This is a genomic window from Streptomyces sp. NPDC048473 (assembly GCF_043200155.1).
Classification (GTDB): domain Bacteria; phylum Actinomycetota; class Actinomycetes; order Streptomycetales; family Streptomycetaceae; genus Streptomyces.
In genome coordinates this window covers 15,255-41,180 of sequence record NZ_JBICXE010000044.1, presented here as the reverse complement: position 1 = coordinate 41,180, position 25,926 = coordinate 15,255, and the positions used below count along the sequence as shown (strand labels likewise).

22 protein-coding genes and 4 pseudogenes are annotated in these 25,926 nt (G+C 69.0%); 17 read left to right on the top strand and 9 right to left on the bottom strand.

The window, feature by feature from the left end; translation table 11 throughout:
- Positions 1–223 precede the first annotated feature (223 nt).
- Positions 224–732, bottom strand: a pseudogene (locus ACGFU7_RS39625) (DNA-binding response regulator).
- A gap of 10 nt (positions 733–742) precedes the next feature.
- Between ACGFU7_RS39625 and ACGFU7_RS39620 the strand changes: the two are divergent.
- From ACGFU7_RS39620 to ACGFU7_RS39575, 10 genes and pseudogenes are all read left to right on the top strand, one after another.
- Positions 743–1,072 carry a hypothetical protein gene (locus ACGFU7_RS39620; protein WP_393702745.1) on the top strand — a complete coding sequence of 110 codons (330 nt, stop codon included), beginning with the start codon at positions 743–745 and terminating at the stop codon, positions 1,070–1,072.
- 105 nt (positions 1,073–1,177) lie between these two features.
- Positions 1,178–2,653 carry an amidohydrolase family protein gene (locus ACGFU7_RS39615; RefSeq protein ID WP_322108585.1) on the top strand — a complete coding sequence of 492 codons (1,476 nt, stop codon included), beginning with the start codon at positions 1,178–1,180 and terminating at the stop codon, positions 2,651–2,653.
- On the top strand, positions 2,650–3,750 hold the full coding sequence (locus tag ACGFU7_RS39610) for a M20 family metallopeptidase (protein WP_393702743.1): 1,101 nt from the start codon (positions 2,650–2,652) through the stop codon (positions 3,748–3,750). The genes ACGFU7_RS39615 and ACGFU7_RS39610 overlap by 4 nt, the downstream gene beginning before the upstream one ends.
- An 86-nt stretch (positions 3,751–3,836) precedes the next feature.
- Positions 3,837–4,733, top strand: a complete 897-nt coding sequence (locus tag ACGFU7_RS39605) for a GNAT family N-acetyltransferase (RefSeq protein ID WP_393702742.1) — start codon at positions 3,837–3,839, stop codon at positions 4,731–4,733.
- Positions 4,730–5,833, top strand: coding sequence for an o-succinylbenzoate synthase (gene menC, locus ACGFU7_RS39600; protein WP_393702740.1), 1,104 nt, complete (start codon positions 4,730–4,732; stop codon positions 5,831–5,833). The genes ACGFU7_RS39605 and menC overlap by 4 nt, the downstream gene beginning before the upstream one ends.
- Positions 5,834–5,975: 142 nt before the next feature.
- Positions 5,976–7,619, top strand: a complete 1,644-nt coding sequence (locus ACGFU7_RS39595; RefSeq protein ID WP_393702739.1) for a helix-turn-helix domain-containing protein — start codon at positions 5,976–5,978, stop codon at positions 7,617–7,619.
- Positions 7,620–7,704: 85 nt separating this feature from the next.
- On the top strand, positions 7,705–8,961 hold the full coding sequence (locus ACGFU7_RS39590) for an MFS transporter (RefSeq protein WP_393702738.1): 1,257 nt from the start codon (positions 7,705–7,707) through the stop codon (positions 8,959–8,961).
- A 73-nt stretch (positions 8,962–9,034) separates the two neighbouring features.
- Positions 9,035–9,928, top strand: coding sequence for a serine hydrolase (locus ACGFU7_RS39585; RefSeq protein ID WP_393702737.1), 894 nt, complete (start codon positions 9,035–9,037; stop codon positions 9,926–9,928).
- A 140-nt stretch (positions 9,929–10,068) separates the two neighbouring features.
- Complete coding sequence (locus tag ACGFU7_RS39580) at positions 10,069–11,460, top strand: serine hydrolase domain-containing protein (RefSeq protein WP_393702735.1); 1,392 nt, start codon at positions 10,069–10,071, stop codon at positions 11,458–11,460.
- A gap of 503 nt (positions 11,461–11,963) precedes the next feature.
- Positions 11,964–12,272, top strand: a pseudogene (locus tag ACGFU7_RS39575) (transposase); the annotation flags it as partial.
- Positions 12,273–12,290: 18 nt separating this feature from the next.
- Here the strand turns inward: ACGFU7_RS39575 and ACGFU7_RS39570 are convergent.
- Positions 12,291–12,695 carry a hypothetical protein gene (locus ACGFU7_RS39570; RefSeq protein WP_393702734.1) on the bottom strand — a complete coding sequence of 135 codons (405 nt, stop codon included), beginning with the start codon at positions 12,693–12,695 and terminating at the stop codon, positions 12,291–12,293.
- 529 nt (positions 12,696–13,224) lie between these two features.
- Here ACGFU7_RS39570 and ACGFU7_RS39565 point away from each other — a divergent pair.
- Positions 13,225–13,872: pseudogene (locus tag ACGFU7_RS39565) on the top strand (transposase); the annotation flags it as partial.
- On the opposite strand, the gene ACGFU7_RS39560 reads toward ACGFU7_RS39565, so the two are convergent.
- Positions 13,842–14,015, bottom strand: a complete 174-nt coding sequence (locus ACGFU7_RS39560; protein ID WP_393702732.1) for a hypothetical protein — start codon at positions 14,013–14,015, stop codon at positions 13,842–13,844. The pseudogene ACGFU7_RS39565 and the gene ACGFU7_RS39560 overlap by 31 nt on opposite strands.
- Between ACGFU7_RS39560 and ACGFU7_RS39555 the strand changes: the two genes are divergently transcribed.
- Entirely contained in the window at positions 14,008–14,496 is a 489-nt protein-coding gene (locus tag ACGFU7_RS39555) for a recombinase family protein (protein WP_393702731.1), read from the top strand. The two genes, ACGFU7_RS39560 and ACGFU7_RS39555, sit on opposite strands and share 8 nt — an antisense overlap.
- Positions 14,497–14,595: 99 nt before the next feature.
- On the opposite strand, the gene ACGFU7_RS39550 is transcribed toward ACGFU7_RS39555, so the two are convergent.
- Genes ACGFU7_RS39550 through ACGFU7_RS39540 form a run of 3 tightly spaced genes read right to left on the bottom strand, consistent with a single transcriptional unit; the run spans position 14,596 to position 17,935 of the window.
- Positions 14,596–15,432, bottom strand: a complete 837-nt coding sequence (locus ACGFU7_RS39550) for an ABC transporter permease subunit (RefSeq protein WP_393702729.1) — start codon at positions 15,430–15,432, stop codon at positions 14,596–14,598.
- Positions 15,429–16,991: an ABC transporter permease subunit gene (locus ACGFU7_RS39545; protein WP_393702727.1), complete on the bottom strand. Its 1,563-nt coding sequence runs from the start codon at positions 16,989–16,991 to the stop codon at positions 15,429–15,431. The genes ACGFU7_RS39550 and ACGFU7_RS39545 overlap by 4 nt, the downstream gene beginning before the upstream one ends.
- Positions 16,988–17,935, bottom strand: coding sequence for an ABC transporter ATP-binding protein (locus tag ACGFU7_RS39540; protein ID WP_393702725.1), 948 nt, complete (start codon positions 17,933–17,935; stop codon positions 16,988–16,990). The genes ACGFU7_RS39545 and ACGFU7_RS39540 overlap by 4 nt, the downstream gene beginning before the upstream one ends.
- Before the next feature lie 125 nt (positions 17,936–18,060).
- On the opposite strand from ACGFU7_RS39540, the gene ACGFU7_RS39535 reads away from it, so the two are divergent.
- From ACGFU7_RS39535 to ACGFU7_RS39520, 4 genes are all read left to right on the top strand, one after another.
- Positions 18,061–19,314 carry a sensor histidine kinase gene (locus ACGFU7_RS39535; protein WP_393702723.1) on the top strand — a complete coding sequence of 418 codons (1,254 nt, stop codon included), beginning with the start codon at positions 18,061–18,063 and terminating at the stop codon, positions 19,312–19,314.
- On the top strand, positions 19,311–19,988 hold the full coding sequence (locus ACGFU7_RS39530; protein ID WP_393702721.1) for a response regulator transcription factor: 678 nt from the start codon (positions 19,311–19,313) through the stop codon (positions 19,986–19,988). The genes ACGFU7_RS39535 and ACGFU7_RS39530 overlap by 4 nt, the downstream gene beginning before the upstream one ends.
- Before the next feature lie 247 nt (positions 19,989–20,235).
- Positions 20,236–21,057: a DUF4145 domain-containing protein gene (locus ACGFU7_RS39525; protein WP_393702719.1), complete on the top strand. Its 822-nt coding sequence runs from the start codon at positions 20,236–20,238 to the stop codon at positions 21,055–21,057.
- Positions 21,054–21,686, top strand: a complete 633-nt coding sequence (locus ACGFU7_RS39520; RefSeq protein WP_393702717.1) for a hypothetical protein — start codon at positions 21,054–21,056, stop codon at positions 21,684–21,686. The genes ACGFU7_RS39525 and ACGFU7_RS39520 overlap by 4 nt, the downstream gene beginning before the upstream one ends.
- Before the next feature lie 66 nt (positions 21,687–21,752).
- Here ACGFU7_RS39520 and ACGFU7_RS39515 read toward each other — a convergent pair whose 3' ends face one another.
- Both ACGFU7_RS39515 and ACGFU7_RS39510 read right to left on the bottom strand, forming a co-directional pair.
- The gene (locus tag ACGFU7_RS39515; RefSeq protein ID WP_393702715.1) at positions 21,753–22,112 is read right to left on the bottom strand and encodes a DoxX family protein; all 360 of its coding nucleotides are present in this window, start codon (positions 22,110–22,112) and stop codon (positions 21,753–21,755) included.
- A gap of 170 nt (positions 22,113–22,282) precedes the next feature.
- Positions 22,283–22,777: a cupin domain-containing protein gene (locus ACGFU7_RS39510; RefSeq protein ID WP_327270881.1), complete on the bottom strand. Its 495-nt coding sequence runs from the start codon at positions 22,775–22,777 to the stop codon at positions 22,283–22,285.
- Positions 22,778–22,858: 81 nt separating this feature from the next.
- On the opposite strand from ACGFU7_RS39510, the gene ACGFU7_RS39505 reads away from it, so the two are divergent.
- On the top strand, positions 22,859–23,710 hold the full coding sequence (locus tag ACGFU7_RS39505) for a LysR family transcriptional regulator (protein ID WP_393702713.1): 852 nt from the start codon (positions 22,859–22,861) through the stop codon (positions 23,708–23,710).
- A 442-nt stretch (positions 23,711–24,152) separates the two neighbouring features.
- Here the strand turns inward: ACGFU7_RS39505 and ACGFU7_RS39500 are convergent.
- Positions 24,153–25,307 (bottom strand): annotated as a pseudogene (locus ACGFU7_RS39500) (tetratricopeptide repeat protein); the annotation flags it as partial.
- Positions 25,308–25,926 lie beyond the last annotated feature (619 nt).

Genomic DNA, 25,926 nt, shown 5'->3' with positions numbered 1-25,926 from the left:
CCCGTGCGCTCACTGCTTGCACAGGGTGGTGTCGAGGAGGGCCGGGCCATCGGCAGGGCCTCCCGAAACTCCTACGCGGCCGACTTCTCCCGCCGCGAGGGCGGGTAACTCCCCAAGCTCCCACAGCCGGGCCTGCCCCGGGGTGGGGAGGCGTCCAGAGCGTGGAGCCCCGGACGCTGGTTCAGCGGCACAGGCAGGCCGGGGCAGGCCACCTGATGTCGCGTCAGCCCGCGACCCCGGGCACGACCAGGCCGGTTTCGTACGCGATCACCACCGCGTGGGTCCGGTTCTGCGCGCCGAGCTTGGTCAGCACGTTCCCGACGTGTGTCTTCACCGTCTCCAGGCTCACCGTGAGCGACTCCGCGATCTCCGGGTTGGACAGGCCGGTGGCCATCAACCGCAGCACCTCCTCCTCCCGGCCCGCCAGCGCCGCCTGCGGCAGCGCCTCGACGGAGCCCAGCGGGCGGGCGGTGACCATCTGGCGCAGGGCCGCCGGGAAGAGAATCGCCTCGCCCGCCGCGACCACCCGCACTGCTTCCGCGATCTGCGGGACCGGGAGCCGCTTGAGCACGAAGCCGCTGGCCCCGGCGCTGAGTGCGGCGGTGACGTAGCCGTCGTTCTCGAAGGTAGTGATCGCCACGACTTTCGGCGGTTCGGCCGACTCCGCGAGGAGCTGCCGGGTGGACTCGATGCCGTCGGCAGCCTCCCCGACCACTGCGATCCCGGCTGCATCCCGAGCAGCGTGCGCAGACCGCTGGCCGCGTTCAAGGCATCCGACGCCTCCACCGCCAAGGACCCCCTGCGGCAGTACACGCAGCAGAAGCTCCAGTGGAAACGCTGCGACGCGAAGGGCCCCGACACCTTTCAGCGCGCGACGCTCAAGGTGCCGCTGGACTACAGCGACCCCGGCGGCAAGACGATCGGCCTCGCGATATCCCGGCTGAAGGCGGGCAGCACGAAGGAACGTCGCGGCGTTCTTTCCCGGTATCTTGCGCCGCTCGGTCGTCCCGGGTACGTCCAGCCCGGAGAAGAAGCAGTACTTCGTACCGGGTTCGTCGAGGTGCATGAATAGGCCGTCACGGATTCGTCGGCCTGGACCAACAGCGGTGCCTGATCTCCCTCCTAGGGTCGTGGGCCAGCAGGTGCTCCAGTGCGTCCTCGACGAGGAGACGAAAGCATGCAGACACTTTTGCGTGGTGGCCGTGTCATTGATCCGGGAACAGGGTTCGACGGCATCGCCGACGTCCTCGTGTCCGACGGCGTGGTCAGCGCCGTCGCCGCAGGGCTCGACGCGCCACCGGGATGCGCGGTCGTCGACGTCACGGGTTTGGTCGTCGGTCCGGGGTTCGTCGACCTGCACAGCCATGTGCACTCCATCGCGGGGCAGCGGCTGCAGGCCATGGACGGCGTGACGACGGCCCTCGACCTGGAAGCGGGCCTCATGCCCATCGGACGTGCGTACGCCGAGGCCGCCGCGGACGGACGCCCGCTGCACTACGGCTTCTCCGCCTCGTGGGGTGGTGCTCGGGCCCAGGTGCTCGCTGGCATCCAGCCCGACGCACAGATCGGGAGCGGCCTCGCGGTGCTGGGAAACCGCGCATGGCAGCGCTCCTCCACCGATCGTGAACTCGCCGAGTGGCTGGCCCTGATCGAGGGTGAGCTGAGCGCCGGAGCGCTCGGCATCGGAGTCCTCCTCGGGTACGCGCCCCACAGTGAGCCTGCCGAGTTCCTTGCTGTCGCCCGGCTTGCCGCGAAGGCCGGCGTGCCGACGTACACCCACGTCCGCGAGCTGGTCGAGGTGGATCCCGGAACTCCCGCAGACGGCTCCGAGGAGATCGTCATCGCCGCGGCCGAGACCGGAGCAGCGATGCACCATTGCCACGTCAACAGCACTTCGGGCCACCACATCGACCGGGTACTCGGTGCGTTGGACGGTTCACGGCGGTCGGGATCTCGGGTGACGGTCGAGGCCTACCCGTACGGGGCCGGCAGCACGGCGATCGGAGCGGCCTTCCTCGACGCCGAACGCCTGCGTATGAAGGGCCTGTCCCCGTCGAGTGTCGTGATGCTCGAATCGGGGGAGCGCATCGCCGACGAGGGGCGCCTGCGGCAGTTGCGGAACAGCGACCCCGGGGCGCCCTGCATTCTGGAGTTCCTCGACGAGGGCAACCCGCGCGAGCTCGCGATGCTGCACCAGGCGCTGGCCTTCCCGGACGCGATTGTCGCCAGTGACGCGATGCCCGTCTTCTGGCCCGACGGCAGCAACGACAGCACCGAGTGGCCACTGCCACCCGGGGGAACGACGCACCCGCGCACCGCGGGAACGTTCACCAAGACGCTGCGCGTGATGGTGCGGGAGAGCGGTGCCTGGGACTGGCCGGAGGCGTTCCGGCGGTGTGCCCACCTGCCGGCGCGGGTCCTCGACGAGGTGGCGCCGGGCGCTCGGGCGAAGGGACACCTCGGGGTCGGCGCGGACGCCGACATCGTAGTAATCGACCCCGTAGCGATCACCGATTGCGCGACCTACTTCGCGCCCACGCGGCCGTCTGTGGGCGTGCGGCACTTGTTTGTCGGTGGTGTCCCAGTGGTCAGCGCGGGGGAGCTGCAGGTCGACGCGCTTCCCGGACAGCCGCTGCGAGGTGAGCCGCGATGACGGCGACGCGCGCGGAGGTGGCGGTGGAGGTTCTCGTCGCGGACATCGAGACCCTGGTGCGGTGCGAGTCGCCGTCGTCCGATCACGAAGCCGTCGCCCGCAGCGCAGGCGTCGTGGCGGCACTGGGGCGCAGGCTGCTGGACACGGAACCGGATCGCGTGGTGATCGACGGGTGCACGCACCTGAGGTGGCGGTTCGGCGAGGCGCCGCGTGTGCTGCTGCTCGGACACCACGACACGGTGTGGCCCACCGGATCGCTGGAGACACACCCGTATTCCGTCCGGGACGGAGTGCTGCGCGGGCCGGGCTGCTTCGACATGAAGGCAGGTGTCGTGATGGCGCTGCACGCCGCTGCTGCCGCCGGGAACCGGTCGGGTCTTTCGATCCTGGTCACCGGTGACGAGGAGATCGGCTCGCCGTCGTCGCGGCGGCTGATCGAGGAAGAGGCTCGCGGCTGCGACGCGGTGTTCGTGTTGGAGGCGTCGGCTGGCGGCGGAGCGTTGAAGTGCCGCCGCAAAGGCGCCTCCCTGTACCGGATCGAAGTGGACGGCCGGGCCGCGCACGCCGGGCTCGAACCGGAGAAGGGGGTGAACGCCGGGGTGGAGGCGGCGCACCAGATCCTCGCAGTCGCGGCACTGGCCGACGCCGAGCGGGGCACGACCGTCGTGCCGACGGCCCTCTCCGCCGGCACCACGACCAACACGGTTCCCGCAGGCGCCAGCGTGGCGGTCGACGTACGTGTGTGGGACGAGGCGGAGCAGCGGCGGGTCGACCGGGCCGTGCGGGACCTCCGCCCCGTACTCGAGGGCTCGCGGATCCGCATCTCGGGTGGCATCAACCGCCCGCCGCTGCAGGCGGACGCGTCGTCGAGGCTGTTCGACCTCGCTGCAACGATCGCTGCCGAACTCGGCCTCGGAGCTCTTACCGCCGCCGCTGTCAGTGGCGCCTCGGACGGGAACTTCACCGCCGGCCTCGGGATCCCCACCCTCGACGGCCTCGGCGGCGTGGGCGGCGGTACGCACGCGGACGACGAACACGTCGTCGTAGCCGAACTGCCACGGCGCACCGCCCCGATCGACGCCGTGCTGGCGAAGTGAACTCTGTGCGCTACGACGAACGCGGCGGACAACCCTGGTGCGGCACCACGGTGACCCGCCCGGGTAAGCCCGGAAAGGAAAGTCCCGTGAGAGATCTTGCGACATATGAGCCAGGTCTGGTTTCCCCGGCCGTGAGCACAGCCGCGCTGGCCGCCGCGACCGCTGCTGCCGCCGCCTCACGTGTGGAAATCCGGGACCTGACCGAGGTGTCCGACCTGACCGATGTCCGCCGGCTCTTCGCATCGATCTGGCAGCCGGGCACCGGTGCCCAACCGGTGACGACAGAGCTGTTGCGGGCGATGGCCGCGGCGGGGAACTATGTCGCGGGCGCGTACGAAGGGGAGGAGCTGCTGGGAGCCTGCCTCGGCTTCTTCGGCAGCCCGGCCAAGGCGAGCCTGCACAGCCACATCGCCGGCGTGGCGCCGCGAGGGCTCGGGAGGGGGATCGGATTCGCCCTCAAACTCCACCAGCGCGCCTGGGCGTTGCGCCAGGACGTCTCGCTGGTCACCTGGACGTTCGATCCCCTGGTGCGGCGGAACGCGTATTTCAACCTGGCCAAACTCGGCGCCGGCCCGGCGCGCTACCTGCCCGACTTCTACGGGCCGATGCGCGACGGCATCAACGGCGCCGGCGACACCGACCGGCTGATGGTCCGTTGGGAGCTTTCCGCCCCGGCGGCGTCCACCGCTTCGCTCGGTGAGGCTGCCCGAGTCGAAGTAGCCGCGCTGCGAGAGCGCGGTGCGGCCCCTGCCCTGTCGGTCGCACCTGACGGGGGACCGCTGACCGCAGTGGCCGACGGGCCGGTCGTGCTGGTCGCCGTGCCGCCCGACATCGAGACACTCCGGCGCACGGACCCGGATCAGGGCCAGGCGTGGCGCGTCGCGCTGCGGGAGGTGTTGGGAGGCCTGATGGCGGAGGAAGCCAGGGTCATCGGATTCGATCGTGCCGGCTGGTACGTGGTCTCAAGGGAGAAGTCGTCATGAAGCCCAATGGTGTGGAACTTCTGCGTGTCCAGATGCCTTTGGTGGCACCGTTCCGGACGTCGTTCGGTACGCAGAACGTACGGGAACTGCTGCTCATACGAGTCGTGACACCGAACGGCGAGGGTTGGGGCGAGTGCGTCACGATGGAAGAGCCGCTCTACTCCTCGGAGTACGTCGACGGGGCCGAGCACGTGCTGCGGAACTTCCTGGTCCCGGCCCTGATGGAGGGCGAGGTCACCGCGAGCCGAGTCGCGCCCCGCCTGGCCAGGTTCAAGGGTCACCGGATGGCGAAGGCCGCACTCGAAATGGCCGTGCTCGACGCTGAACTCCGATCACACGACCTGTCCTTCGCCACCGCGCTCGGGTCCACCCGGGACTCCGTGCCCTGCGGGGTCTCGGTCGGCATCATGGACTCCGTCCCACAGCTCCTGGACGCCGTAGGCGGCTATCTCGACGCCGGCTACGTGCGGATCAAGCTGAAGATCGAACCCGGTTGGGACGTCGAGCCGGTGCGAGCGGTGAGGGAGCGCTTCGGCGACGATGTGCTGCTGCAGGTCGACGCCAACACGGCGTACACGCTGTCCGACGTGTCCCAGCTCGCCCGACTGGATCCCTTCGAGCTCCTCCTCATCGAGCAGCCCCTGGACGAGGAGGACCTCCTGGGCCACGCCGAGCTGGCCCGTCGTATCCGCACGCCGATCTGCCTCGACGAGTCGATCGTGTCCGCCCGTTCCGCTGCCGACGCGATCACGCTGGGTGCCTGTCGCATCGTGAACATCAAGCCCGGCCGGGTCGGTGGTTACCTTGAGGCACGGCGGGTGCACGACGTCTGCGCCGCCCACGGGATCCCCGTGTGGTGCGGTGGCATGATCGAGACCGGGCTTGGGCGGGCGGCCAACGTCGCGCTCGCCTCGCTGCCCGGGTTCACCCTGCCCGGCGACACCTCGGCGTCGGACCGGTTCTACCGGACCGACATCACGGAACCGTTCGTCCTGAAGGACGGATACCTGAGCGTGCCCCAGGGGCCGGGCCTCGGCGTCACCCCGATTCCCGACCTGCTGGCGGAGGTCACGACCTCGACGGTGTGGCTCGGTTCGTAGCACGCGACGAACTCGCCGTGAAATCCGGTCGGATCGGACCAACAGGTTCCGGTGCGGCCGGAGTTACCTTTGGGCGGTGCTGACACCGACGTCTGGCAAGCCACACACAAGCCTGGCGCGCGTTCTCGAGAACCTGGGGGACGTGTTGCTGGAGTCGATAGCCGGCGGCGGGGGCACGCGCCGGCAGCTGAGCGGCGTAGTCATCCACGACCCGCTCGACGAGGCGCAGTTCCCCGCCCAGGCCGTCGTCCTGGGGGTGGGCTTCCACGAACCGGACGACGTGGTCCGTTTCCTGTACGAACTCGGCCGCAAGGGCGCTGCGGCGCTCGTCGTCCGGTCACCCTTCACCGCGACCGTGGAAATCCGGCGGGCCGCTGACGAGTCCGGCGTCGCACTGCTCGGACTCACCCGAGGCGCCTCGTGGGCGCAGGTCGCCGCCATGCTCCGCACCCTGCTCGTCGAGGGAGACATCGGCGACATCTCGCCGCAGACGCTGGGCGGCATGCCGTCGGGCGACCTGTTCGCGTTGGCCAACGCCGTGGCCGCGCTGTTGGACGCGCCGGTCACCATCGAGGACCGCAGCTCACGGGTGCTTGCCTTCTCCGGCCGCCAGGACGAGGCCGACCAGTCCCGAGTGGAGACGATCCTGGGCCGCCAGGTACCGGAACGGTTCACGCTTGGCCTGGCGCGCAACGGCGTCTTCGAGCGTCTCCATCGCGGCCATACACCTGTGTACGTCGATCCGCTCCACGACGAGACGATGACCGTTCCCCGGGTGGCGCTGGCGGTGCGGGCCGGCGACGAGATCCTCGGCTCGATCTGGGCGGCGGTGCCCGGGCCCTTGTCCGAAGAGCGGACGCAGGCGCTGATCGACGCCGGCAAGCTCGTCGCGCTCCACATGTTGCGTCTGCGTGCGGGCGCCGATGTCGAACGCCGCCTGCGCGCCGACCTGGTGAGCACCGCCCTCGAAGGCGGCGCGGGGGCACCGGAGGCGATTGCGCGGCTCGGGCTGGTGGGGCAGCCCGCGGTCGTGCTGGCACTGGGTCTGTTCGGTGGTTCGGACGCCGATCCGTCGACGGAGGACGGTCTGCGCCGGGTCGCAGATCGCCAGCGGGTCGCGGACGCGCTGGCCATGCACCTGAGTGCGGTCCAGGCGCGCTCGGCCGTGGCACTGGTGGGCGACGTGGCCTACGGCATCGTGCCGATGCCGGGAGGCCGGGCGGACTGCCAGGAGCGGTCGATCCGCGTCGCGTCGACCTTCCTGGAGCGCACCGGGCAGCGCGTGGACGCGGCGATCGGCATCGGCCCGCCCGCACTCGACGGCTCCGGACTCAGCCGCTCGCGCGACGGCGCGGACCGGGCGCTGCGGGTGCTGCTCGCCAACGAGGGCGCCCGGCGGGTGGCCACGGCGGAGGACGTCCACGTCGACGCGCTCATGCTGGACCTCGCCGATCTGGCCGCCGCGCGCGGGGACGTGGCGACCGGGCCCGTCGCCCGCCTGCTCGACTACGACGCCCGGCACCAGTCGCAACTCGTCCACACGCTGTCGTGCTGGCTGGACGCCTTCGGCGACGTGGCCGCCGCGTCCGCCGCGGCGTACGTGCACCCCAACACCTTCCGGTACCGACTGCGACGGGTCGCAGAGGTCGGTGAGATCAACCTCGACGACCCTGGCGAGCGGTTCGCGGCGATGCTGCAACTCCGGCTCCACACGCCCGGCACCATGAGCAGAGGCCGGTCGCCGCAACGAGTCAACATTCGTCCGCACCGCCCGAACACCACCTGAAGGTTTGTGGAACTCCACGAATCCGCTGCGTCACCTGATGTCCAGGATGGGCCATCACCCCCGACGCAGCGGTACGGAGGCAACCATGACCGCGGTGGTCACCGAGGACACCTGGACACCTGAGCGGGTCAACCGGACAGCAACGATCACGATGGTGGTCATGCTGTGCGCCTGGTCGATCGACTACATCGACCGGTTCTCCATCAGCATGGCTCTGCCGTCGATCGGAGAGGAGTTCCATCTCGGCAAGACCGCGCAGGGCTCGCTGGTCACCGTCTTCGCGCTGGTCTACATGATCTGCCAGATACCGGCTGGCTACCTGGCCGATCGGTATGGCTCCCGCAAACCAATGCTGATCACGCTCGTGCTGTGGTCGCTGTTCACCGCTTTGACCGGAATGGCCGGCACCTTCGGTCTGCTCCTGCTGTTCCGTGGCCTGTTCGGTGCTTGTCAGGGCGCCTTCCCGGCGGCGTCGTTCAAAGCCATCGCGGAACGGACGACACCGCAGAGACGCGGAACCGCCACCAGCGTGATGTTGTCCGCCAGTGGGATCGCCGGCCTTGCACCCCTGCTCGTCGCCCCACTGTTGACAGCCATCGGCTGGAGGCACACCTTCCTCTGGATGGCGGGTTGTGGCGCGGCCATCGGCATCGGGCTGTGGGCGCTCCTGCCCAAGGCGTTGCCGGACCGGCTCAGCCGGCTCCCGCAAACGGCGGTGACGACGCCCGAAGTCTCGCGTGCGCAAGTGCTGAAGTCCCCGGCCGTGTGGAAGTTCGCGGTGCTGTTCTGCGCGATGAACATGCTCAGCTACGGCCTGGTCACCTGGGTGCCCAGCTATCTGCTCGAGGCCAGACACCTGTCGCTGAACGCGACCGGCGTGCTGTCGGCGATCCCGAGTCTGGTGGGCTTCACGACGACCATCTTCGGCGGCTGGCTGTTCGACCGGTACTTCCATGACAAGGCCAGGTGGTACCTGGTGTCCATCGCGACGGTGACCTCGGTCCTGCTCGCCCTGATGGTGTCGGCGGGCAGCGCGGCGACATTCACGGTCTACGAGACATTGGCCGTCGGAGTGTTCGGGATGGCGACGATGTGCGTCTTCGGCCTTCCGCTGCGGGTGCTTCCCACGGCGGTGGCCGGACTCGGTGCCGGGATGACGAACTTCGGCGGCCAGGTCGCCGGAGTCATCGCGCCGCTGGCGATGGGCTGGCTGGCGGACGCGTTCTCCTACACCGCGGCGTTCGGCTTCCTGATCGGCACCACGCTGCTCACCGCGTTGATCGCGTTCTGGGTCCCGCAGCGCGCCGAACAGTTCAACTTCCCGCCGACCGGCACCAAGTAGCCGGCCGGCGCACCAGCAAAAAGATCCGGTCCGGACAGAAAGTCCGCACCGGACAGAAAGAAGGGATCACCCCATGGTCACCGAATCGGAACTGGTCGCGACAATCACCGCCCGAGCGGCGGAAGTCGGCGTCCGCGTCTGGCTGCACGCGGCCGATCTGGACGGCCCGCGACAGATGGGCATCGACGCCGAGGAACCGGTGGTCACCGCGTCCGTGTTCAAGGTTCCCGTGGCAGTGGAACTTGCCCGGCAGGCGGCCGACGGTGAATTCGACCTCGCCGAGCGGATCGCGGTGGCACCGGGACATCCGACCGCCAGCCCGTACGGCCTTGCGACGTTCCGCCACGACGTCACGATGTCCTGGTACGACCTGGCCGTCCTGATGATCGGCATCAGCGACAACGTCGCCACGGACCTGATCCTCGGGAAGGTGGGAAAGGCCGCGGTCGCCAAGACGCTGCGGCGGCTCGACCTCCCGCACACGGCCGTCCCCCACGACTGCGGGGAGCTGTTGCGCACGATCGGCGAGGACCTCGGGATCGACTACCAGGACGACGAACGCATCCTGGCCGCGTTGCCGGCCGAACAACTCGCCAGGCTACGTGCGTTGACACCCGAAGAGACCTGCCGGACCACCGCCGCGGAAAGCACCCGTTTGCTGGGCCTGATCTGGCGAGACGAAGCAGCGCCCGCGGCGGCGTGCGCCGACGTCCGGCGCTGGCTGGAACTGCAGCTGTGGCCGCACCGGCTGCGCTCCGGCTTCGCGGACGACGACGTCAGGATCAGCGGCAAGACCGGAACGCTGCCCTCGCTGCGCAACGAGATCGGGGTGGTGGAGTACCCGGACGGCGGCCGGTACGCAGTCGGCGTCTTCACCAGGGCCGTCGACGCCCGATCGAGAGTTCCCGAGCGTGACGCCTTCATCGGGTTCGCCGCCGCCCGCGCGGTGGACTGGCTTCGGCGGTAACCCATTCCGGCGGCCGGGTGTTTCGTCGGCCGCGATGAAGGAATCGCCAGTTCTCGTCGTTTCTCACGAATCGGCCACGAGCGCGTAGGTCGTACCCTCCCGGAATCACCCGTTCTCCCTCGCAGAGACAAGAGGTGCACATGTCCGAACTCAATGAACTCTGTAGCTGGTTGGAAAGTCGCCTTCCCGAGTTGCTGGCCGAGTACAAGGTGCCGGCTGCATCGATCGCCGTATACGCACACGGCGAGGTCATCGACCGCGCGGCCGGGGTACTGAACAAGGACACCGGCGTCGAGGCCACTGCGGACTCCGTCTTCCAGATCGGTTCGATCACCAAGGTCTGGACGACCACGCTGGCGATGCAGCTCGTCGACGAGGGCGCGCTCGACATCGACGCCCCGGTCCGGGCGTACCTGCCCGAATTCGCCGTCGGTGACGAGACAGCATCCGCGAAGATCACCGTCCGCCAGCTGATGTGCCACACCTCCGGTTTCGAGGGCGACATCTTCCTCGACACCGGACGCGGCGACGACGCGGTGCACAAGCTCGTCACCCTCCTCGCCGGCGTGCCCCAGTTGTTCGCGCCGGGCGAGATGTTCTCGTACAACAACGCCGCCTTCTGTGTGCTCGGACGCATCGTCGAGGTGCTGCGCGGCAAGTCCTACGACGACAGCCTGCGCGACCACCTGTTCACGCCACTGGGGCTGACCCACGCCGCCCCCAGCCCATACGAGGCTGTCAGGTTCCGTGCCGCGTCGGGGCACCTCTCGCCGGAGCAGGATGCCGAGCCGCAGCCCGCGCAGGCCTGGGCACTGCCCCGGTCGAACGCGCCCGCAGGATCGATGCTGGCGATGCGAGCGCGGGATCTGCTGACGTTCGCGCGGATGCATCTCGACGGGGGCAGGGGGCCCGATGGGACGGCGGTGCTCACGCCGGAGAGCGCGCTCGCCATGCGGCACCGCGAGGTGGACCTGCTGGATCTCGGTCTGATGGGCGACGCCTGGGGACTCGGCTGGTCGCTCTTCGACTGGCCGGGCGGCGCGGTGGTCGGCCACGACGGCGGCACGCTCGGCCAGTCCGCCTTCCTGCGAGTGGTTCCCGACCGCGACATCGCGGTGGCACTGCTGACCAACGGCGGCAACTCGCACCCGCTGTACGTCGAACTCGTCGGCCGAGTGTTGCGCGAGCTGGCCGGAGTGGAAATGCCGGCGCTCCCGGTGCCGGACGCCAACGCCCCACGCGTCGAGACGGCGAGGTTCGTGGGCGAGTACTCGTCGTCCGTCAGTGACACCGTGGTCAGCGAGGACGCCGACGGCCGGCTGTGGGTCCAGCGGAACCCGAAGGGGGTGTTTGTCGAGCTCGACGGCGGTCCGTCGGAAAGGATCGAACTGGTCGCGTACGACGGCGACAAGCTGATCCCGGCCGAGCCGCAGCACGGCATGCACATGGTGCACGCGTTCGTCGGTGACGACGGGAACGGGCGGGCGCAGTTCCTGCACACCGGCCGGGCCGATCGGCGGGTGAGCCGGTGAACGTCATCGCTCGAAGAGATCGAAGCCGCCCGCACGCCCGCTGGCGGCTGGAAGCGTGACCAGCTTGCCGCCTGGGGCGTTCCGTGGCCCCCGCCGAAGGGCTGGAAGGACAAGCTGACCGAGCGCTGGAAGGCCGCACAGCAGTACGGCGCACCACTGCCCCGACCGACCCCGGCCGCCCCCGCACAGGAGACGCTCGACTTCGGCTGACCGACGACAGCGGGGCCGGACAGGATCACTCTGCCCGGCCCCACTATTCGTCCGTACGCTGCTACGCCCACTGCATCCCGATGGCGAGTGCGGGCCTGCCACCGGTCATAGGCAGCCGAGTGAGCGGGCGGTTTCGCGAAGCAGGCGCTCGGTGATCTTCGGGCCGTTGCGAAGGATCTCGACCTCGGCAGCGGCCACGGCTCCAACGGACACCCCCACAGACCCGAACCAACCGATTCAGCCACCCGCGAAGTACGGAGCTAGTACTGCAACGGTGTTTGTGCTGATGGGTGGCCAGTTCTAAGATCACCGACGACGCCGAGGAACTGCTGGCGTTCTACGACTTCCCGGCCGAGCACTGGATCCATCGGCGGACCACCAATCCCATCGAGTCCACCTTCTCCACGGTCAAGCTCCGCACCAAGGTCACTCGCGGCGCCGGCAGCCCCGCCGCCGCGCTCGCCATGGTGTTCAAGCTCGTCGAGTCCGCCCAAACCCGCTGGCGCGCGATCACCGGAGCCCATCTCGTCGCGCTCGTCCGCTACGGCGCCAGGTTCGAGAACGGCGTCCTCATCGAACGCGTGGAGAGCACTGCAGTGTGATCGGATTCGTGGCTGGGCTCACCGATCGCTCAGGAAGGTGAGGAAGCGACCGAAGGCCTCGTCCCCAGCGCGATTGCCGGCGAGCTCCGCGCACAGCGTAGGAAAATCAGCCCAGGCCTCGCCCACGACGGTCCACCTGACAAGGCTGCTACGCCCGCCGCAGATGCGCACTTCGTCGACCCACCGGTCGAGCCCATCGCCCATCGAGTAGACGAAGAAATGGGCGTCCTCCACAGCTGGGGCCAGCAGGTCGATGAGCCGGTGGAGGTTGCGAATATCGATGTAGCAGACGTCCGACAGCTGCTCCCAGCAGAGGTAGTCCGCCTCCGGCGGGCCCAGATCGAACTCCCATCCTCTCCCGTGGACCCCCTGGTTGAGCAGATGGACGGGCCAGACCTGCCCAGGCACCTCGGCGGTCACCACCGAGAGTGTCTCCTCAACCAGGGACCGCCACCCGGGGCGCACTCGAGCGAACGTCAGATGCTGGTCAGGCCACGGCGACACCTGCGGAAAACGCAACCGGAACCGCCCGTACCAACGATCATCGCGCCTGGTGACAAACGTCCCGGACAGCTCGACCGGATGAGGCTCTCTCATGGGCTGAGCATACGAGACACCGCCGTCGGACCCCTGAAGCCTCGCGTCCCGTAGGCAAGCCCTTCCGAGCCGGCATGCCAGGCTCGAGCACAAGGCTTTCATCAAGCCTCAGTGAGACACCGCCACCCTCACGCATCACCTGACCCACAACTCTTGACAATTGTTCCGGGTGCTGCCGCGCCAGCTGCACGAGCACGCACCGCGCAGTTCGGTGGCGAGCGGGGCGCTAAGCGTGCCGTCGTAGACCCACCACTCAATACTCCGGTGCACCGTCGGCCCGCTTCCGGTATCGAAATACACCGGGCCCGGCTCAGTGCCGTCGGCCAACAGGACGCCGGGCCGGCCCTCATGCTGCCGCGTCCGCTCCGACCGTGTGATGCGTCTGCCGAAGCCACCAAGGATGCCTGGAGTCAACGGCCGGCCGCCCAAGCACGGTCCGGAATTCCGCTTCACCAAGCCGGAGACCTGGCCCGAGCCCGCGATCACCACGGTCACGGACACCACCAACTACGGCAAGGCCGAAACCCAGGCGTGGGACCGGGTCCACCCCCGGCTCACCCACCGCTCCTCCTGGTTGGACCACGACGGTGAACTACCCTTGGTCGAGGGGACATTGCTGCGGCTGAAGGTGGAGCACCTGTCGAAGGGTCGGGATGCCCCGCCGGTGTGGTTGTGGTCCTCCAAGACCGGCGCCACCCTGGACGATGTGGACCGCTTCTGGCAGGCATTTCTCCGCCGCTTCGATCTGGAGCACACCTTCCGCTTCGCGAAACAAACCCTCGGCTGGACCACCCCGAAGCTCCGCACGCCCGAGGCCGCGGACCGCTGGACCTGGATCCTGATCGTCGCTCACACCCAGCTCCGACTCGCCCGGCCGCTGGCCGCGGACCTCCGCCGGCCCTGGGAGAAACCCACCACCTCCGACCGGCTCACCCCGGCTCGGGTCCGCAGAGGGTTCAGGAACATCCGCGCTCACCGTCGTGCCCGCGCCCCGCACCGATCCGCGATGTAGTGCGTGCCGAAGGACAGGGCGAGCGCGGCCGCACCGCGGGACACTGCCGCAACGGCCTGCTCGCGGGTGATGTTGCGGTTCTGCTCAACCTCGGCGAGTTGCAAGTAGTCGACGACCCTCGACAAGGTGGGCATCCCCGAGAAGCAGATCTACGTGGACAAGAAGAGCGGCGCTACCGTCGAGCGCCCCGGCCTGGCCGACCTGCTCGCCTACGCCCGTCCCGGGGACACCATCGTGGTGCACACCCTGGACCGGCTCGGCCGCAAGCTGCGCGAAGTCCTCAACCTCGTCCACGATCTGAACGAGAAGCAGATCGGGGTGCGTTCACTGGCCGACCCGCTGCCGATCAACACCGCCAACGAGGGCATGGGTCGTATCGCTTTCCTACTACTGGCCCTGTTAGCCGAGATGGAGCGGACCTTCACCGCGGAGCGGGCCGCCCACGCCCGCGCCGTGGCCGAAGCGGCAGGCCGCCGCATCGGCCGGCCCGTGGCCCACCCAGCCGACAGGATCGAGTACGCGCGTCTGCTCCAAGGCCAAGGCGCCAGCTACGGGGAGATCAGCGTCAAGACCGGCATCCTCAAGACCTCCCTGCACCGCTACCTGAAGGGGTAGCGGTGCAGGGAGCCGGGGTGGCCGTCGCATACCTGTTATCGGTCCGTGCCCAAGTCGTTGGGGCCCGAAGCCACCGCGCTCGCGGTCGACTCCATTCCGCTACGCGTCGCGCCTGTGCAGCAGCAGGCTGCCGACCAGCAGTGCGGCCGCGGCCCACGCCGCGAGCACGCCCAGGCCGGCCCATGGGCCGATGGGCAGCTCGTGCAGATGGACGGTGGCTTGGACCGCGAGTCCGGCGGTCATGGGCGAGATCTGCTGGAGGTGGCGCTGCCACTCCGGGTCGTTGACCACCTGGGTGACGACCGGGAAGAGGTAGAGCAGCCCGAGCACGATCCCGATGGCGGTCGCCGCCTCCCGTACCGCCGTCGCCACGCCGAGGCCGAGCAGGGCGATCAGGGCGAGGTAGAGGACCGAGCCCACGGCCGCGCGCAGGGTCGGGCCGTCGGCCAGGGACAGCGGGGTGTAGCCGTGCGCCTCGGTGAATCCGTTACCGGGCAGGATGTAGCGGCAGGCAAGGAGGGAGGCCAGGACGGCGGCCGTCCCGGAGGCCAGGACGACCGTGGTGAGGACCGTCGCCTTGGCGGTGAGAACGGTGATCCGGTTTGGCACCGCCGTGAGCGTGGTTCGGATCATCCCGGTGCCGTACTCGCCGCTGACGGCCAGCACCGCGAAGACGGCGATGACCGCCTGCCCGACGGTGACGCCGGTCAGGGCGAGCTTGACGGCGTCCTGGCCGCACCCCGCGTCCGGGCATTTCACGGCCTTGGCGGTGCCGCAGCCGACGGCCACGGTCACCGCGATGGTGAGCAGGAGCAACCTGCCCATTTCCCCTGCCGTGCGCAGCTTCGTCCACTCCGCGCGCAGGGCGCGGCCGAAGTCCCCTCGCCACGCGCCGTCCGCCGTGCTCGTGAGTCGTGCACCGCTCAGGAGACTCATACGTCCCTCCCGCGCAGCCGCACCACGGCCAGACCGAAGGTGAGCGCGGCGTATCCGCACAGCACGGCGAGGCCGGCCCATGGCGCCAGCGGGTAGTAGCCGGTCGACGGCTCGTACACGTTGAGCACCTGCGCGTACCGCGGCAGGGTCTGCTGGATGGCGAAGCCCGCAGCCGGGGTCACCCGCAGCAGCCACTCCGAGACGCCCGGGGGCAGTACGCCGGAGGTGGCAAGCAGGAAGGGCAGCACGATCGACGCGATGACCAGGGCGACCGCCGTGCCGCTGCGCCGCAGCAGGGCACCGACGCCGAGAGCGAGCACGGCGGCGGCCGCGCAGAGCAGGCCGGTGCCGACCATGACGCGCACTTCGGTCGCCGACGTGACGGGGAAGACATGGAAGCCCCTGCCGCGCGCGCTGCGTTCCCCGACAGGGATGGTGATCGCGGCGGCGACCAGGCCGCTGGCGAACGCGATACCCCCGGCCACCAGCGCCTTGGCACCAAGCACCCGGCCCCGCAGGGGAGTTGCCGCCATGGTTGTACGCAGCAGACCACGCCGGTACTCGCCGGTGATGAACACCGTGCCTACGGCGATCACCACGATCAGTCCGGCGAAGGTGCCGACGAGGAAGTTCTCGACGGAGAAGCCGACGCCCATGACGGGGCCGCCGACGACCGGTGCGATGTCACCGGCCCCGGTCACGGTGAACCCGCCGCCGTCGGTCTGGGTGAAGCCGCCCTTGGTGGTGTTCGTGTAGCTGCCGGAGGTGCCCGCGTCGCCGCCCACCTGTGTGCCGCGCCACGCCCCCTGGGACCAGTCGCCGGTGAGGGCGGGGCGGCCGAAGGTGCCGGTGGCCACGGCGGGACTGAAGCCCGCGACCGCCGCCGTGTCCTGCTTCGCCTCCGGTGACGTCGCGAAGAGCCCGGCCTGCACGGTGCGCGCAAGCCCCGGCAGCTTCGCATGGCCGACCTGGGTCCAGTGGGAGCCGTCGGTGGAGGTGGAACCGGTGAGACTGTCACCGGAGCGGACCAGGTGCAGCCAGCGCGGGGACTCCTGGGAGACCTTGCCGGAAGGGCCCGCCGTGTCGTGCGTGTAGTCGTCCTGCATGCGCACGCCGTGGCCGCCGGTGGCCATGACCGCCGCGTACGGGGATCCCTGGGTGAGGCTTTCCTTCACGATGATCCCGGCCTTCGCCCAGGGCTGGGCGCCCTGGGCCGTCTTGCCGGTCCCGGTATCGGCCACACCAGTCAGCGACCGCAGGGGAACGGTAAGGGTGCCGTCGCCGGTGAGCGTCTTGTGGATGAAGTAGAAGCTGTCGTTGACGGCCTCACCGCCGGGGCCCTTCGGGTACGAGGCGGAGTCGGCGCCGCGACCGCCGGGGGCGGGGGCGGCCGTGCCGAGCAGGCCGACCACGATCGTCACCAGGAGCGCCCCGGCCATGGCGAGGACCCAGCCGCGTACCGTACGGAACTTCGTCCACTCGGCGTGCAGCGTCCTGAGGAACCCGCCCCGCTCAGCGCGCCTCGTGGCCGGGGGGCGAGGAGTGAGGGTGGCGGTCATCGCGTGGCCTCCCCCGCCGAGATGCCCCGGTACTCCACCGCGTCCCGGGTGAGCTCCATGTACGCCTCTTCGAGCGTCGCCCGGTGCGCGGACACCTGGGAGAACGGCACCCCGTTCCGGGCGAGCAGGGCCACGATCTCCTCGGAGGGCAGGCCCGTGACGCCGAGGGTGTCGGGGCCGGTGGCGAGAACGGTCGCGCCCGTGCCGTGCAGGACCTGGGCGGCGCGCGGAGGCGCGGAGGTACGCAGGGTGACCCGGCCGCCGGACGCCTCGGCGAGCAGCTCGGACACGCTGGCGTCCGCGACGACCCGGCCGCGGCCGATCACCACGAGATGGTCCGCGGTGTCTTCGAGTTCGCTCATCAGGTGACTGGAGACCAGGACGGCGCGGCCCTGCCGGGCCAGCGACGACAGGAAGCCGCGCATCCACACGATGCCGTCGGGGTCGAGGCCGTTGAACGGCTCGTCCAGCATGACGACCGGCGGGTCACCGAGCAGCGCCGCCGCGATCCCCAGGCGCTGGCGCATGCCCAGCGAGAAGCCACCGGCCCTGCGCCGGGCCGCCGTGCCCAGGCCAACCTGATCGATGACCTCGTCCACCCGCCGGGCCGGCACGCCCTGTGAGTGGGCCAGCCACAGCAGGTGGTTACGAGCAGTGCGGCTCGGCTGCAGCGCGGAGGCGTCGAGCAGTGCCCCCAGATGCCGAAGCGGGCGACGCAGGGTGCGGTACGGCACCCCGTCGACCAGGGCCTTTCCCTCCTCAGCCGCGTCAAGGCCCAGGATCACGCGCATGGTGGTGGACTTGCCCGCGCCGTTCGGGCCGACGAAGCCGGTCACCCGTCCGGGCCGCACGGTGAACGTCATTCCGTCCAGAGCCAGCTGTGGCCCGAAGCGTTTACGCAGACCGATGACCTCGATCGTCGCCTTCGTACTCTCATCGCTCATGGCCCCCACCCTGTGACGGAGCGAGTTACAGGGGCCGAACGGCCACTGTCATCTCGCTGTTAGGCGCCTCGGCTTAGCCTGGCCTGGTACATGTCCTGGTGCGGTGGCGAGAGGGGAGCATGCGGATGAAATGGGGTCCGCCCCGACGGCTCGCGGGCCTGGCCGCCCGGCTCGGCCTGCGCCGTGGCACTGCCCGCACCCGCTTCACCGCCTTGTACGTGACTCTGTTCCTGCTGTCGGGAACGGCGCTGCTGGCCATCGCGGCCGTGGTGGCATCCGGCGGATCGCGCTCCAGCCAGACCGCCCCCGATGGCGGCACCGATCAGCCCGCCACGGCGGCACAGGCCCAGGGCCGCATCGACGAGCTGGAGCAACAACTGGCCCAGGCGCACAACACCCAGTCCCGGCAGATCGTGATCGGATCCGCCAGCGCCCTCGGCGTCATGGCGGTGATCTCGGTCGGCCTCGGCTGGTTCGTCGCCGGCCGGGTGCTGCGCCCGCTGCGCGTGATGACAGCGGCCACCCGCCGGATCACCGCCGACAGCCTGCACGAACGCCTGGCCATCGGCGGCCCCGGCGACGAGGTGAAGGACCTCGCCGACACCATCGACGACCTCCTCGGCCGCCTGGAGGGCTCCTTCGACGCCCAGCGCCTCTTCGTCGCCAACGCCTCCCACGAGCTGCGCACCCCACTCACCACGATGCGGGCCTCCCTGGATGTGGCCCTCGCCAAGCCGGGCCCGGTACCCGAGACCACGGCCACGCTGGCCGCCCGGATACGCGCCGAACTCGACCAGGTGGACCGGCTGCTGGAGAGTTTCCTCGTCCTGGCTCGCACCCAGCACGGCGAATTCACCGACTCGGCGCGCCTCGCCCTCGGCCAACTCGCGCTGACCGCCCTCACCGGACGGGCAAAGGACATCGCGGCCAAGGGCCTGACCGTGCGTGAAAACCGGATCGACGGCTCCGCGTGGGTGTGGGGCAGCCAGACGCTGCTGCGCCGCTTGGCCGACAACGTGGTCGACAACGCGATCGCGCACAACGACCCCGGGGGCTGGATCAGTGTCGCGGTACGGGCCGAAGGAAACGACGCAGGCGCAGTGTCCCTCGTCATCGAGTCCAGCGGACCGGTCCTCGACCAGCGGCGGGTGGCGGACCTCGCGCAGCCCTTCCGCCGCCTTGGCGTCGACCGGACCGGCACCAGCCAGGGCAGCGGCCTCGGCCTCTCCATCGTCGCGGCCATCACCCAGGCCCACCACGGCACCCTGGACCTGCGCGCCCGCCCCGACGGCGGCCTGCGCGTCACCATCACCCTCCCCCGTACGGACGGCAGGGCGACGGCAGAAGCCCCCGACACAGAGACGAGCGTGGCGCGTTGAGAGTCCTGGTGGTCGAGGACGCCCACCCCCTCGCCGAAGTCATCGCCGAGGGACTGCGCGACCAGGGCATGGCCGTGGACGTGGCCCACGACGGGCTCGACGCCGCGGCCAAGCTGGACGTCAACGCGTACGACGTCGTCGTGCTCGACCGCGACCTGCCAGGCATCCACGGCGACACCCTCTGCCAGATGATCACCGAGCGGGACGGCCGCGTGATGGTCCTGATGCTGACCGCCGCCATTTCACCCGGCGACCGCGTCAGCGGCCTGACCCTGGGCGCCGACGACTACCTCGCCAAGCCCTTCCACTTTCCCGAACTTGTCCTGCGCATCCGCGCCCTGGCCCGCCGCCGCCCCGCCGCCCGGTCCCGCACCCTGAGTGCGGCGGGCATCGAACTCGACCCGATGCGCCGCACCGCCGACCGCGACGGCCACCAACTCGACCTCTCTGTCAAGGAATTCGCGGTACTCGAAGCCCTCCTGAACGCGAGCCCCGCCTTCCTCAGCACGGAGGACCTCCTCGAACAGGTCTGGGACGAACACGCCGACCCGTTCACCAACACCGTCACGGTGACCATCAGCCGCCTGCGACGCAAACTCGGCGACCCCCTGGTCATCGCCACCACACCCGGCGTGGGGTATCGGATCATCGACCCAGCCGTCCCACCCGACTGAGCAGCCGCCAGGGCCGGCGGCTCGCGAGCGGAGGCCGCGCTCAGTGCACCCGACTCCGGTCATCTGTGCAGCCGACTTCGGATACTGACACCAGTGGGACATCCTGGCCAGAAGCGACCTCGGTCGCCGCACTGGTATCTGCCCGCACCCCGAGTGCAACGTCGGCGTCGGTATGACCCGGCGCAGCCAGCGGGTAATTCACCCTGCGCCAACCGGCAATCTGGTCGCCGCTCCGGGGCTGACGGCGATGGAGGAGGTCTGGAACTGCGACCTGTGCGGGCGGGGCATCGTGGAGGCCCTCGGCTACGACCTGCCCGAGGGCGGAGTGCTCGCGGAGGGCGCCGAGCCCGTGTGGCGACGCCAGTTCTGGCCGGAGCTGACGCCGCGTGTCCTTGGGAACGACGTCCCGGCGCTGGTCCGTGAGCTGTACGCCGAAGCGTCCCGGGCAGAGAACGCCCGAGCCTTCCGCCTGGCGGGAGTCGGCTACCGGGCTGTGGTCGAGGAGATCTGCAAGGACCAGCGCGCCACCAAGTACAAGCTCGTGGACAAGATCAAGGAGCTTGCGGCCAAGGGAGTGCCTACCGACATCATTGAAGTGCTGGACGAAGGCAGGGTTGTCGGCAATGAGAGCATCCACCAGAACATCGAGTTCTCCGCCGCGGAGATCGAGGACGTCGCCCTGCTCATCGCCGAAGTCTGCCTGACTCTCTACGTCCAGCCCGCCGAGCGACAGCGGATGGCAGCCTCCCGTGTGGCCCATCACGACCAAGCACGCTCTGGCGCGGTGGGCGCGGACACATCCCGGTGTCACCGCGGTGCGGCTGGAGCAGTGGACGCCGGACCAGGACCGGCGGGCCGACGTCGCCGTGCGGCTGGACGACGGCACGCAGCTGATCCGTCTTTGATCTTTAAGGGGTCGACGGTAACTGCGGCAGGAGCCACTGTCCAGTACCTGTCTGCCGTTGGACATCGAGATGTCAGTGGGCTTGGACACCTGGTGTCACTGGGTTGGTCACGAGGGATGTCACTAGGGACGCGGCAGCGCGGAGTCCGTGTCGGTCGCTGGTGACTCGGGGAGCATCCGCAGGCTGTACGCGACGTTGTCGTGGAGCGGTCGACGATGTCGCCGCGGGTGACCATCTCGGCGGTGGTGAGATCGTCGAGGGCCTGCCGCTGGGCGGCGTCTGCGGTGTCAATGCCGCCGTCGACCCAGACGCGGAGGAGGACCTCGGCCTCCACGGGCTGGATGGGGCCGCGGATGTCCGGACGGGGGTTCTTCCTCCCGGCGATGGCTTCCGCCTGATCGGGGCGCAGGACATCGAGGCGCGCGGTGGCCGTGTACCCGTCGGGCGGAACGTGCCGCAGGACGAGAGCGCCGCCGGTGTCGGGGTGGGTGTGCGCGTGGTCGAGTGCGATGTCGAGGCGGGGGCCGGACCAGGACAGGGCGAGCGCGATGCCGTCGGCCGTCAGGGGGCTTTCGGCGTGCGCGAGTGCGGTGATCAGGGTCAGCGCGTCGCGGGCGGCGCCGGGCCGTCGGCGGGGCGGGACTTCCCGCTGACGGGGAAGCTCGAAGAGTTCGTCCGCACCGGCGAGCAGGTCTGCCGGGTGGAGGTTCAGGCGGCGGGTGAGGTCGGCCACCCGCCGTCGACGGCGACATGCTCGCCATCGCGCTGCGGCGCCGCGAGTCGGGCTTCATGAGAAATGACAGCGGCCGTGGGGCGGCCGGCCCCGGATTCGCATCCTCCGGTCGAGGACTGTACTCGATCACAGCCTGGTGGCCAGCCAGATGGTCATGGCCGCGGTGGCGGTGAGCCCGACGTTGAGTGCGATCCGACGGTCTTCGCCGGTCAGGTGGACGGCGGTCGCACCGGTCTGCAGGAGGACGAAGCCGATGGCTGCGGCCGGCGCCAGCGAGGGCGCGATGCCGGTCAGCGGTGGCAGGACCAGGCCGGTCGCGCCGAGTATTTCGACCGTCCCCAGCGCCCTGAGGGCGGGCAAGGGTATGCGGTCGACCCAGGCCATCATCGGTCGGAGTTGATCGCGGCTGCGGATCACCTTCAGCGTGCCTGCGTAGAAGTAGAAGAGGGCGAGCAGTCCCGCGACGATCCAATAGGCGATGTTCATGGTTCCCGTTCATGGGCCACCGGTTCACGGGGCCCTCGATTGCGTCGATGGCCAGAAGAGCCCTGGAGAAGGCCTGGTCCGTCGTCCGAGGGGTCGGACCCGCCGAAAGACGGGAGTGGCACGGCCCCGCGGTCGAAAGGAGCGCGGCCGGGCCGTTCCATCCGTCGACTTCAGGCGAGGTCGGTGGCGGGCTCGGTCGCGTAGCGGCTCATCGCGTCGATGTTGGCCTGTCGCGTCAGCGGCCGGCCGCCGGCGAGCACCTCCTGGAGGTCTCGGAAGTACTGCACGTACAGGTCGGGGGTGAATGTGCTGAGCATGACGGCGGGCTGGTCGGTCGGGTTGGCGAAGGTGTGAGGGGTACCGGGCGGAACCATCACGAGCGTGCCCGTGGTGGCGTCGCAGTCCTCGTCCCCGACGGTGAACCGCACGGTGCCGGAGAGGATGTAGAAGCCCTCGTCGTGTTGGGCGTGGCGGTGCTGCGGCGGTCCCTGGGTGTGCGGGGCGAGGACGGACTCGGCGATCGCGAGGCGGTGCCCAGTGTGGCTGCCGTCCTCCAGAACGCGCATGCGCGTGGTGCCCAGAACGATCGTCTCGCCGTCGCCGGGACCCACCACCGATACGGCGGGGTCGGCCTGCGGCTCGCTGGTCTTCGCTTCTTCGGTCATACTCACAAGTGCACCGCCGGGACCCCGCCAGTGTCCAAGACCCATCCCGCAGCGCCGATACCCCGTGGGTATCGTTGCAGCGTGGAGCTACGGACCTTGCGCTACTTCGTGGCGGTCGCCGAGGAACTCCACTTCGGCCGGGCCGCCACCCGACTGCACATGAGTCAGCCGCCGCTGAGCCGGGCGATCAAGCAGTTGGAGGCCGATGTCGGGGCCCTGCTCTTCGCCCGCTCGCCCACCGGCGTCACGCTCACTTCGGTGGGCACGGTGCTGCTCGACGAGGCGCGGGCCCTACTCGACCACGCCGACCGCGTCCGTGTACGCGTGAGCGCGGCGGCCGGCGTCGCGACCATCACTGTCGGCATCCTGGGCGATGGCACCGACCCGGGAGTGTCCAGGCTGGCCGCCGCCTACCGCCGAAGCCACCCCGGCATCGACATCCGCATCCGCGACACCGACCTGACCGACCCGACGTGCGGGCTGCGCGCCGGGCTGGTCGACATCGCCCTGACCCGGGCGCCGTTCGACGAGACTGCCCTGACGGTGCGTGCGCTGCGAACCGATCCGGTCGGCGTGGTCCTGCGCGCCGACGATCCGCTGGCCCGCCGCGACCGGCTGCGGCTGGCCGAGCTGAGCGACCGCCGCTGGTTCCAGTTCCCGCAGGGCACCGACCCCATCTGGCAGTCGTACTGGAACGGCGGCAGGCCGCGCGAGGGCCCAGTGGTGCGCGCCGTCCAGGAATGCCTGCAGGCCGTGCTGTGGAACGGCACGGTCGGCCTGGCCCCGCTCGGACACGACCTTCCCGCAGAGCTGGCCGTGGTACCGCTGATCGACATGGCGCCGAGCCGAGTGGTCGCGGTGTGGAACGAAGGTGACACCAACCCGCTGATCCGATCCTTCGTCGAGATCGCGACATCCGCGTACCGCCACTGAGCACCGGCAACCGGCGCTGCCGCATCCCGAGAACAATTCGAACGCCGCGGCCCTCGGAACTGCCTCCCAAAGCGGTGAACATCTGCTGTCCCTTCTCGGTTCTGGCACAGATCTTGGGTGTCCCTTGCCATCCAATCGAGTCGTTTGACAGCGAACCCAGCCGTTTCGGCTTCCATGACAGTGAACCTAGTCGTGTGGGGTGAGCACGCTGGGGGTGTTGATGACCGTACCGGCTGGGGCGGACGGGTCCGCCCCAGAACCTGGTCCAGGAGACGGAGGCCCGCGGCGGGCACGCGGTCATGGTCCTTGTCCAGCTCGTGGAGGAACCCGTAACGACCCTCGTGAAGCGCCGGACGGTTTCTTCAGCTTCAACGACACGATCTTCCTGCATATAGGAGACAGCCAAGTTCCCGTAGGCATTTATCGTTTGAGGATCACCAGCACCCAGGAACTGCTCACATTCATGCGCCACTTGCTCTTCCAATTCGATCGCTTCGTCTACCCTGCCAGCCTGCCAGTAGGAGGTAGCGAGGTTCCCGCGGGCAGCAAGTGACAGCGCCTGGCCTCGCCCGAAGGTTTCTTCGGCGCCAGCGACGATCATCTCTTGAATTTCTATTGCCTCACTGGTGCGGCCCACCTGGCGATAGATGACTGCCAGGTTCCCGCTGCTACGTAGGTGGTTTGACGGATCGGCCGTCTGTGACCCAGCGTGTGCGCCAACGACGTGCTTCTGCAGCCTGATCGCGTCGTCAATTCGGCCTGCGGCTCCATACGACCTGGCGAGAAGTTCCTGGGCTTGAAGGGTATCTGGGTGGTGGGCGCCAAGCATCCGCTCCCGACTGTCAGCGATCCTCTCTTCACATCTGATGGATTGATCCAAGTTTCCTACGAAATGGTAGGCCATTCCCAGGTTGCTGCAGGCAATAAGAGCTTCCGGGTGGTCAGCCCCAAGAACTGCCACAAAATCAGCGACGGTCGGCTCCAAGAGCTGGATCGCATCCTCAATACGCGAGGCACGCCAGTAGTTGACCCCGAGATTACTGCGAGCAAGAAGCGTAGCCGGGTGCTTTCCACCCAGGACCTCCGCAGACTGGGCAACAACTGCCTCCAGCAGATTGATGGCTTCGCCGAAGAACCCTTCATTGCCGTAAGCGGCCCCTAGATTGTTGGCAAGCGTGAGCATGTCGGGATTACCAGACCCCAGACTCTTGTCCCACCCAATTACGCGGTTCAACAGAGTTATTGCGTCGCCGCCACGTCCAGCGTTTCGGTAGTAGATAGCAAGGTTTACGAGCGCATTCAGGCTGTTCCGATCCTTCGCTCCCGTAGATCGCTTGTACTGCTTGGCGACATTCTCCTGAATGGAGATCGCTTCACTTATGTCCCCTGTGCGCCAATGGGAGGTTGCTTCCTTGTCGCGGACCGCGAGGGTTGTGGGGTCACACCTCCCCAAGAGCCGCTGATAGTTGACGGAAAGTCGACGCCAGTAGCTGAGAGCTGCCGGATACAGGCCAGCTTGGAGAAGGCTGTCGCCGTACCTGAAAAGCAGTGGGTGGACGATGGTTGACCAACGCTGGCCGCCGACACAGGCAGACATGGCTTCAACGTTGGCCCGCAGGGAAGCACTCAGATCGGGGTCGTTGTGATCTTCCTCCGGCCAGACCTCAAGCACTGCGTATGCAGCAGCTTTCACGACCCCCGCCAGCTCTAGGTCCGGAATGGTCTCCCGCGCGGCTCGGGCGGTCAGTGCGTGCATCCGCACGAGGCGAGGGTCACCGTAGGACTCGTCGGTGAGCAGTCCGTACCTATGGAGTTGTCTCAGCACCGCCTGCACGTCATCCACAGTCACCGTCGGGCGGGGTTCGGCAGACTCTGCGTGGTGTTCGGTCAAGTACGTAGCGAAGGCCGTAGTACCCCATAGCGATCTGGGATGGCCAGCAGGGTCGAGGAGGGCAGCCAGGCAGATTGCCGGGATGGCAAGACCGACGGGGTTGGATGAGTTGGCAGCGTTGAGTGAAAGCAACAAGGCAGCGGCTACTGGGCGGCCGTATCCCTCGGTGTCCGCCTGACGTGGCAGCAACAGGTCCAGCCGAGATTCCTCGTCGGTCAGTCGGCGCAGGTATTCCGTGCAGGACAGACATAGCCTCGTTGATGACATAGGCGGCAGCATGGGATAGCGCCAGAGGAAGTCGCCCCAGCGCCTCCATAACCGGGAC

Excerpts from the sequence above, each read along its gene's own strand:
- menC (WP_393702740.1), top strand. The coding sequence starts at position 4,730 with ATGAAGCCCAATGGTGTGGAACTTCTGCGTGTCCAGATGCCTTTGGTG.
- ACGFU7_RS39550 (WP_393702729.1), bottom strand. The coding sequence starts at position 15,432 with ATGAGTCTCCTGAGCGGTGCACGACTCACGAGCACGGCGGACGGCGCG.
- ACGFU7_RS39560 (WP_393702732.1), bottom strand. The coding sequence starts at position 14,015 with ATGCCCACCTTGTCGAGGGTCGTCGACTACTTGCAACTCGCCGAGGTT.
- ACGFU7_RS39515 (WP_393702715.1), bottom strand. The coding sequence starts at position 22,112 with ATGAACATCGCCTATTGGATCGTCGCGGGACTGCTCGCCCTCTTCTAC.
- ACGFU7_RS39545 (WP_393702727.1), bottom strand. The coding sequence starts at position 16,991 with ATGACCGCCACCCTCACTCCTCGCCCCCCGGCCACGAGGCGCGCTGAG.
- ACGFU7_RS39535 (WP_393702723.1), top strand. The coding sequence starts at position 18,061 with ATGAAATGGGGTCCGCCCCGACGGCTCGCGGGCCTGGCCGCCCGGCTC.
- ACGFU7_RS39615 (WP_322108585.1), top strand. The coding sequence starts at position 1,178 with ATGCAGACACTTTTGCGTGGTGGCCGTGTCATTGATCCGGGAACAGGG.
- ACGFU7_RS39590 (WP_393702738.1), top strand. The coding sequence starts at position 7,705 with ATGACCGCGGTGGTCACCGAGGACACCTGGACACCTGAGCGGGTCAAC.
- ACGFU7_RS39525 (WP_393702719.1), top strand. The coding sequence starts at position 20,236 with ATGGAGGAGGTCTGGAACTGCGACCTGTGCGGGCGGGGCATCGTGGAG.
- ACGFU7_RS39610 (WP_393702743.1), top strand. The coding sequence starts at position 2,650 with ATGACGGCGACGCGCGCGGAGGTGGCGGTGGAGGTTCTCGTCGCGGAC.
- ACGFU7_RS39510 (WP_327270881.1), bottom strand. The coding sequence starts at position 22,777 with ATGACCGAAGAAGCGAAGACCAGCGAGCCGCAGGCCGACCCCGCCGTA.
- ACGFU7_RS39585 (WP_393702737.1), top strand. The coding sequence starts at position 9,035 with ATGGTCACCGAATCGGAACTGGTCGCGACAATCACCGCCCGAGCGGCG.
- ACGFU7_RS39540 (WP_393702725.1), bottom strand. The coding sequence starts at position 17,935 with ATGAGCGATGAGAGTACGAAGGCGACGATCGAGGTCATCGGTCTGCGT.
- ACGFU7_RS39580 (WP_393702735.1), top strand. The coding sequence starts at position 10,069 with ATGTCCGAACTCAATGAACTCTGTAGCTGGTTGGAAAGTCGCCTTCCC.